Here is a 7,224-nt window from a genome sequence, read left to right as displayed (position 1 = left end):
GCTGGCTTGGTTTTTGTTTAGAGACACTCCCAGAAAGAGATGTGTTTGTCGTAAAAGTCGGGATAGTTTTCTCTTAGGTGGCTAGCCGTCATATAATATAAAGTAGAATGACAGGAAGTAAAGACTGGAGTAAGAGAGTAGAAATATTGAAGGCCAGTGATGGCTAAAAAGAGAAATAACAGAAGGTCAACAGAGAGAATCCCTAAGTAGTAAAGGCGAATTTTTTTGTTCATCTGAGGATCAATCTCAGAGAAATGTTTTTTGAGTCGATTGACCAAGCGAAATAGTAGTAGTCCCTGAGCAAGGATGAAAATGAAGCAAAAAAACGGGCCTCTTTCCAAAGAAAGTTCGTATCGGGGTCTGAAAGTTACCAACAGTAGCAAATCGCTGACTACGATGGCTGCAAAATGGGTTCTAAAGAGCTTTTTCATAGGAAGACCTCCCTCTTTTATCTAGCTTCATTCTACACCAAACGAATGGAACTTACAACTAAAATAATAAAAAATCCCTAAAAGGAATTTCTTTCAGGGATAAGGTCTTAGTTGATTTTTTCGACATAGAGTTGTTTGGCGATATCGATGCTAACTTGGAGATCTTCACCTTTGTTGACCAGTGTAAAGGTATTGGAAAAATTATCAAACTGCTTGACTTTGACTTGGTCACCGATATGAATCTCATGCTTTTCTAAGTATTTGAGCAGATCAAAGCTATCGTGAACCCGAGTCAGAAGATAGGTACCGGTTTCTTTGGTATCTGCTAGAGGTAGGTTGTTGATTTCGACCAGGAGCTCTCCCTTGGCAGGAATAGTCCCTCCGTGGGGGCAGGTCTTGGGAAAACCTAGCATGGAGTCTAGTCGTTCCACAAAAAAATCTGATACACTATGTTCTAAAACTTCGGCTTCCTCGTGGATTTGGTCGCTAGTATAGTTGAGGTGATGAACTAGAAAAACCTCGATTAAGCGGTGTTTACGGTAGAGCTCTGAGACCAGTTTTAGCCCTAGGTTAGTCAGTTGATAACCACATTCCTTGTCCTTGAGGATGAGGTTTTCACTCTTCATCCGCTTAATCATTTCTGTCACAGCAGGAGGAGACACCTGCATGCGCGCCGCAATTTCTTTATTAGTGATTTTACGAGAAACGATGCTAATCTCGTAAATGCACTTAAGATAGTCTTCTTTATTTGGAGTTAGTCTATTATTTTTATTTATCATTACCTTTAGTATAGCAAAAAAAGCTAGATTTCTCTAGCTTTCAGTCATAAAAATCCTTGTTTTAGTCTAATGCTTTAACGGCAGCGATTGCTTTTTCAAAGTCGGGTTCTGTGTTGATATTGTCTACATATTCGACGTAACGGATGATGTTATCAGTATCAAGGACAAAAACTGCTCGGGCAAGGAGGTGCCACTCATTGATGAGGAGAGCGTAGTCACGGCCGAAGGAATGGTCAAAGTAGTCTGAAAGCATGATGGCATTGTCAAGGCCTTCAGCCCCACACCAGCGTCCTTGGGCAAATGGTAGGTCCATAGAAACAGTAAGAACGACGGTATTGTCGAGGTTAGCTAGTTCTTGGTTGAATCGACGTGTTTGTGTTGAGCAGATGCCTGTATCGATAGAAGGGACAACACTCAAGACTTTTTTCTTTCCATCAAAGTCAGCTAGCGTTTTTTTAGAGAGATCGGTTGTTGTAAGAGAAAAGTCAAGTGCCTTGTCTCCGACTTGCAGTTGTTTACCTGTAAAAGTTACAGGATTTCCGAGAAAAGTGGTCATGAAACTACTCCATTCTTTTTCTTTTATTTTATCGAGAATTGTCAGATTTTTCCAATGATTTGACTGGAAATTGAGGGCCAAAAAAACGCCTGTTCACGTGGGAACGACGTTTTTAATGGATTACTTAGACAAACCTTCAGCGATCTTGTCAAGGTTGTATTTCATCATGCTGTAGTAGCTGTCGCCTTCTTTCCCTTCTTCAGCGATTGAGTCAGTAAAGATTTGTGCGTAGATTGGGATATTTGTGTCTTGTGAAACAGTCTTCATTGGACGGTCATCGACACTTGATTCAACAAAGAGGGATGGAACTTTTGTTTGGCGAAGTTTTTCAACCAAAGTCTTGATTTGGTCAGGAGTACCTTCTTCTTCAGTGTTGATTTCCCAGATGTAGGCACTTGGAACTCCGTAAGCCTTAGAGAAGTATTTGAAGCATCCTTCGCTGGTTACGATGAGTTTCTTCTCAGCAGGGATATTGTTAAATTTCTCTTTGGCTTCCTTGTCCAGTTTGTCTAGTTTTTCAGTATAGTCTTTGAGATTTTTTTCGTAGAATTCCTTGTTGCTAGGATCTTTAGCGATGAGCTGTTTAGCGATATTTTTAGCATAAATCATCCCATTTTCAAGGTTGAGCCAAGCGTGTGGGTCTTCTTTGCCTTTCTCGTTTTGGCCCTCAAGGTAAATGATGTCTACACCGTCGCTGACTGCAAAGTAGTCTTTGTTTTCAGTTTTTTTGGCATTTTCGACTAATTTGGTAAACCAAGCATTGCCACCTGTTTCAAGGTTGATCCCGTTATAGAAAATCAAGTCAGCTTGGGAGGTTTTCTTAACGTCTTCAGGAAGTGGTTCGTATTCGTGTGGGTCTTGACCAACAGGAACAATACTGTGAAGATCAATCTTGTCACCTGCAATATTTTTAGTAATATCAGCGATGATTGAGTTAGTGGCAACAACTTTTAGTTTTTGACCAGAAGCAGCATCTTTTTTTCCGCTAGTACATGCGACAAGAGCAATAACAGAAAGAAAGAGAACAAGCAATGTACCTAATTTTTTCATTAGATTCCTCCAGAAAGGGTCTCCCCTTATTTATTGATTTTTTTATGTTTCAGTTTCAAATATCGTTGTTTTGGAGCGATAAAGAAGCTAATGAGAAAGAAACTGGCAGATGTGAGCACGATGCTGGATCCTGCTGCGAGATTGAAGCTATAGCCGATAAAGAGTCCCACGACAGAAGCCAGGGCTCCGAGACTTGATGAAAGGAAAATCATGCTCTTTAGGCTATTAGCATAGAGATAAGCCGTTGCAGCTGGGGTGATCAGCATGGCCACGATAAGAATGGTTCCAACACTTTGCATGGCGGTGACGGACACAAGGGTCAAGAGCACCATGAGCAGATAGTGGTAGAAATTGACAGGCATTCCCATGGCTTTAGCCAGGAGCTCGTCAAAGGATGTAATCAATAGTTGTTTAAAGAAAATCCCGATAATCAAGAGAATGACTGCCCCCACACAAATGGTAATCCACATGTCCATGTCTTGGACAGCGAGGATATTCCCAAAAAGGATATGGAAAAGGTCTGTTGAACTCTTGGCAACACTAATCAAGATGACACCTAGGGCTAAGAAAGATGAAAAGGTAATACCAATGGCAGTGTCACTCTTGATGATAGAGTTTCCCTTGATATAGGTAATGATGATGGAGGCCATCAAGCCAAAGATAATGGCTCCAATAAAGAAATCAATTCCCAGGATAAAGGAAAGGGCTACGCCGGGCAAAACTGCGTGAGAGATGGCATCTCCCATGAGAGACATCCCACGTAGGATGATAAAACATCCCACGGCTCCAGCAACAACTCCGATGACAATAGAGGTTATCAAGGCATTTTGTAGGAAATGGAAATGTTGCAATCCATCGATAAATTCTGCTATCATAGGTCACCTCCATTGAAAAAGAGTTTGCTACCGTAGGCCTTCTTAAGATTGGCTTCGGTAAAGGTTTCTTTAGTCGGACCAAGGTCTATTAATTCTCGATTGAGAAGCAAAACTTGGTCGAAATAATGGGGGACTTTGCTGAGGTCATGATGGACAATGAGAACTGTTTTACCAGCTTTTTTAAGGTCTCTCAGCGTGTTCATGATAATCTCTTCACTAACCGAATCAATCCCGACAAATGGCTCATCTAGAAAAATGTAGTCAGCTTCCTGCACTAAACAGCGGGCAATCAACACACGTTGAAATTGACCACCTGAGAGCTGGCTGATTTGGCGATCAGCATAGTCTGAGAGCCCAACGATTTCAAGAGCATCTGCCACTTTTTTCCAGTGGTTGGCCTTTAAGGTGTGAAAGAGTGGGATGGATGGATAGAGTCCCAGGGAGACGCATTCCTTGACCTTGATAGGGAAATTGTAGTCGATATGGATTTTTTGCTCGACATAGGCAACCCGATGTAAAGATTTCTTGAATTCTTTGTCATCAAGAAAGGCCTGACCTTCATGTGGGATAATTCCCAACATACTTTTTAATAAAGTTGATTTTCCAGCACCGTTTGGACCAATAATTCCGGTAATCGTTGGTCCTTGGAGCACTAGTGAAATATCCTTTAGTGCCAACGTTTCTTTGTAGGAGACACTGAGGTTTTCGATACGTATCATACAGTTGTATTCCTCCTGTCTTTTAATATACCTTAAAAAAAAATTAAGTCAAGTTAATTTTTAAAAAATTTAAAATAATAACTGAAAAATGAAGTGAAAAGAGAAACCGTTTTTAATTGCATTCCCAAGTGTTTTTTGCTAAGCTAAGAATAAGTGAAAAAATGAAAGCGAGAACAAGATGACACGTTATCAAGACGATTTTTATGATGCAATTAATGGCGAATGGGAAAAAACAGCTGTCATTCCAGCTGACAAATCTCGAACAGGTGGTTTTATTGACCTTGACGAGGAAATTGAAGAGTTGATGCTGGCGACTACGGACAAGTGGTTGGTCGGTGAAGAGGTCCCAGAGGATGCTATCCTCGCAAACTTTGTTAAGTACCATCGCATGGTACGTGATTTTGACAAGAGAGAAGCAGATGGGATTAAGCCTGTTTTGCCAATGCTCAAGGAATACCAAGATTTGGAGAGTTTTGCAGATTTTACTAGCAAACTGGCAGAATTTGAACTAGCAGGAAAGCCAAACTTCCTTCCATTTGGTGTATCACCAGACTTTATGGATGCCAGAACCAATGTTCTCTGGGCAAGTGCACCAGGGACGATTTTGCCAGATACAACTTACTACGCTGAAGACCATCCTCAGCGTGAGGAGCTCTTGACTCTTTGGAAGGAAAGTACAACGAATCTACTCAAAGCCTATGATTTTTCAGATGAGGAAATCGCAGACTTACTTGAGAAACGATTGGAATTGGACCGTCGCATTGCGGCTGTGGTGCTTTCTAACGAAGAAAGTTCAGAGTATGCCAAACTCTACCATCCATACGCTTATGAAGATTTCAAGAAATTTGCTCCTGCTGTACCTTTGGATGATTTCTTCCAAGCAGTTCTTGGACAGACTCCAGACAAGGTTATAGTAGACGAGGAACGTTTCTGGCAAGCAGCAGATCAATTCTATAGTGAAGAAGCGTGGCCTCTACTCAAAGCAACTTTGATTTTGGGTGTGGTCAATCTCTCAACCAGCTACCTCACAGACGAGATTCGTGTCTTGTCAGGTGCTTATGGCCGTGCTCTTTCAGGTGTTCCAGAAGCTCAGGACAAGGTCAAGGCAGCTTATCACTTGTCCCAAGGTCCTTTCAAGCAGGCTCTTGGTCTCTGGTATGCGCATGAAAAATTCTCTCCAGAAGCTAAGGCAGACGTAGAGAAAAAAGTAGCGACTATGATTGACGTTTATAAGGAACGCTTGGCTAAGAACGACTGGCTCACGCCTGAAACACGTGACAAGGCCATTGTCAAACTCAATGTCATCAAGCCTTATATCGGTTATCCAGAGGAATTGCCAGAACGCTACAAGGACAAAGTAGTGGTTGAAACTGCCAGTCTCTTTGAGAATGCCCTAGCCTTTGCGCGTGTGGAAATCAAGCACAGCTGGAGCAAGTGGAACCAACCGGTTGACTACAAGGAGTGGGGTATGCCAGCTCATATGGTCAATGCCTACTACAATCCTCAGAAGAACTTGATTGTCTTCCCAGCTGCTATTTTACAGGCTCCATTCTATGACTTGCATCAGTCGTCTTCGGCCAACTACGGCGGTATTGGTGCTGTTATTGCCCACGAGATTTCTCATGCCTTTGACACAAATGGTGCATCTTTTGATGAAAATGGTAGCCTCAAGGATTGGTGGACAGAGAGTGACTATGCTGCCTTTAAAGAAAAAACACAAAAAGTTATCGACCAGTTTGATGGCCAAGAATCTTACGGAGCAAGAATCAACGGAAAACTAACTGTATCCGAAAACGTTGCAGACCTAGGAGGAATTGCTGCAGCCCTTGAAGCAGCCAAGAGAGAACCAGACTTCTCAGCTGAAGAATTCTTCCACAACTTTGCTCGTATCTGGCGCATGAAAGGCCGTCCTGAGTTGATGAAACTCATGGCCAGTGTTGACGTGCACGCGCCTGCCAAACTCCGTGTTAATGTCCAAGTACCAAACTTCGATGACTTCTTTACAACATACGATGTCAAAGAAGGCGATGGTATGTGGCGTTCACCAGAGGACCGTGTGATTATTTGGTAAGACAAAAACCAAGGAAATCCTTGGTTTTTTGCTTGCTAGAAAAAGGGATTAAAGGTCTTTTCGTGAGCGATGGTCGTAGCTGGACCATGTCCAGGATAGACATCGTAGTTAGGAAGAGTGAAGAGTTGCGTCTGAATGCTATGGAGGAGTTGTTCCGTGCTACCGGTAGGAAGGTCGGTCCGTCCGATGGTTTCTCGGAATAGAGCATCTCCGGTCAAGACTAGATGGGCATCAGGAAAGACTAGGGAAACACCGCCAATAGAGTGTCCTGGGGTCGGTAGAACGGTAAAACGAAATTCCTCAAGCCGGTATTCTTCATGAAAGACAAAGGTGTGTTCTGCTGGCTTTGCGACCACATCTGCCATATCATCGTGACGAGGAAGACCAGAGAGATTATCTACAGGAGTGTAAAGCCAGCTAGCTTCGCTCTCTGCTACATAAACTGGAGGATTTCCAAAAGTATCACGAACCAAGTCCAGACTCATAATATGGTCGTAGTGGGTGTGGGTCAGGAGAATCGCACGGACTGGTTTGTTGATTTTTTCAATAGTCTTGCGGATAGCTTCCCAATGGCTACCTGGGTCAACCACAATCAGGTGTTGGTCCCCTTCTAGATAATAAGTATTTTCATAGGCAACGGGATTCACGGTTTTATGGATTTTCATACTGGCTCCAATCTCAAAGAATGTACTAAACTAAGTATAGCATAGAAGAGGGAAATAAAGTGAAAAGAAAATCCCTCT

General features: G+C 42.4%; 8 protein-coding genes. 1 reads left to right on the top strand and 7 read right to left on the bottom strand.

Annotated elements, in window-relative coordinates; genetic code table 11:
• Positions 1 to 17: 17 nt before the first annotated feature.
• From SORDD15_RS10535 to SORDD15_RS05235, 6 genes are all read right to left on the bottom strand, one after another.
• Positions 18 to 431 carry a hypothetical protein gene (locus SORDD15_RS10535; protein ID WP_061415150.1) on the bottom strand — a complete coding sequence of 138 codons (414 nt, stop codon included), beginning with the start codon at positions 429 to 431 and terminating at the stop codon, positions 18 to 20.
• Between the two features lie 107 nt (positions 432 to 538).
• Positions 539 to 1,210 carry a metal-dependent transcriptional regulator gene (locus SORDD15_RS05255; protein ID WP_061415147.1) on the bottom strand — a complete coding sequence of 224 codons (672 nt, stop codon included), beginning with the start codon at positions 1,208 to 1,210 and terminating at the stop codon, positions 539 to 541.
• A gap of 61 nt (positions 1,211 to 1,271) precedes the next feature.
• Positions 1,272 to 1,766, bottom strand: coding sequence for a thiol peroxidase (gene tpx, locus SORDD15_RS05250; RefSeq protein ID WP_061415144.1), 495 nt, complete (start codon positions 1,764 to 1,766; stop codon positions 1,272 to 1,274).
• A gap of 120 nt (positions 1,767 to 1,886) precedes the next feature.
• Positions 1,887 to 2,816 (bottom strand): metal ABC transporter substrate-binding protein, encoded by a 930-nt coding sequence (locus SORDD15_RS05245; RefSeq protein ID WP_061415141.1) that lies wholly within the window; start codon positions 2,814 to 2,816, stop codon positions 1,887 to 1,889.
• Positions 2,817 to 2,842: 26 nt separating this feature from the next.
• Entirely contained in the window at positions 2,843 to 3,691 is an 849-nt protein-coding gene (locus tag SORDD15_RS05240) for a metal ABC transporter permease (protein ID WP_061415138.1), read from the bottom strand.
• Positions 3,688 to 4,410 carry a metal ABC transporter ATP-binding protein gene (locus tag SORDD15_RS05235; RefSeq protein ID WP_061415135.1) on the bottom strand — a complete coding sequence of 241 codons (723 nt, stop codon included), beginning with the start codon at positions 4,408 to 4,410 and terminating at the stop codon, positions 3,688 to 3,690. The genes SORDD15_RS05240 and SORDD15_RS05235 overlap by 4 nt, the downstream gene beginning before the upstream one ends.
• Before the next feature lie 178 nt (positions 4,411 to 4,588).
• Between SORDD15_RS05235 and SORDD15_RS05230 the strand changes: the two genes are divergently transcribed.
• Positions 4,589 to 6,481, top strand: coding sequence for a M13 family metallopeptidase (locus tag SORDD15_RS05230; RefSeq protein ID WP_061415132.1), 1,893 nt, complete (start codon positions 4,589 to 4,591; stop codon positions 6,479 to 6,481).
• Positions 6,482 to 6,516: 35 nt separating this feature from the next.
• On the opposite strand, the gene SORDD15_RS05225 is transcribed toward SORDD15_RS05230, so the two are convergent.
• The gene (locus SORDD15_RS05225) at positions 6,517 to 7,146 is read right to left on the bottom strand and encodes an MBL fold metallo-hydrolase (protein ID WP_061415129.1); all 630 of its coding nucleotides are present in this window, start codon (positions 7,144 to 7,146) and stop codon (positions 6,517 to 6,519) included.
• Positions 7,147 to 7,224: the final 78 nt, after the last annotated feature.

This window comes from Streptococcus oralis (assembly GCF_001578935.1).
GTDB lineage: Bacteria > Bacillota > Bacilli > Lactobacillales > Streptococcaceae > Streptococcus > Streptococcus oralis_R.
Note: the sequence above shows the minus strand (reverse complement) of the source record. Positions and strands in the feature narration are given on the sequence as shown.

Bases quoted from the DNA above. Each gene is read 5' to 3' on its own strand.
- SORDD15_RS05235 (WP_061415135.1), bottom strand. From the start codon at position 4,410: ATGATACGTATCGAAAACCTCAGTGTCTCCTACAAAGAAACGTTGGCA.
- SORDD15_RS05225 (WP_061415129.1), bottom strand. From the start codon at position 7,146: ATGAAAATCCATAAAACCGTGAATCCCGTTGCCTATGAAAATACTTAT.
- SORDD15_RS05240 (WP_061415138.1), bottom strand. From the start codon at position 3,691: ATGATAGCAGAATTTATCGATGGATTGCAACATTTCCATTTCCTACAA.
- SORDD15_RS05255 (WP_061415147.1), bottom strand. From the start codon at position 1,210: ATGATAAATAAAAATAATAGACTAACTCCAAATAAAGAAGACTATCTT.
- SORDD15_RS05245 (WP_061415141.1), bottom strand. From the start codon at position 2,816: ATGAAAAAATTAGGTACATTGCTTGTTCTCTTTCTTTCTGTTATTGCT.
- SORDD15_RS10535 (WP_061415150.1), bottom strand. From the start codon at position 431: ATGAAAAAGCTCTTTAGAACCCATTTTGCAGCCATCGTAGTCAGCGAT.
- SORDD15_RS05230 (WP_061415132.1), top strand. From the start codon at position 4,589: ATGACACGTTATCAAGACGATTTTTATGATGCAATTAATGGCGAATGG.
- tpx (WP_061415144.1), bottom strand. From the start codon at position 1,766: ATGACCACTTTTCTCGGAAATCCTGTAACTTTTACAGGTAAACAACTG.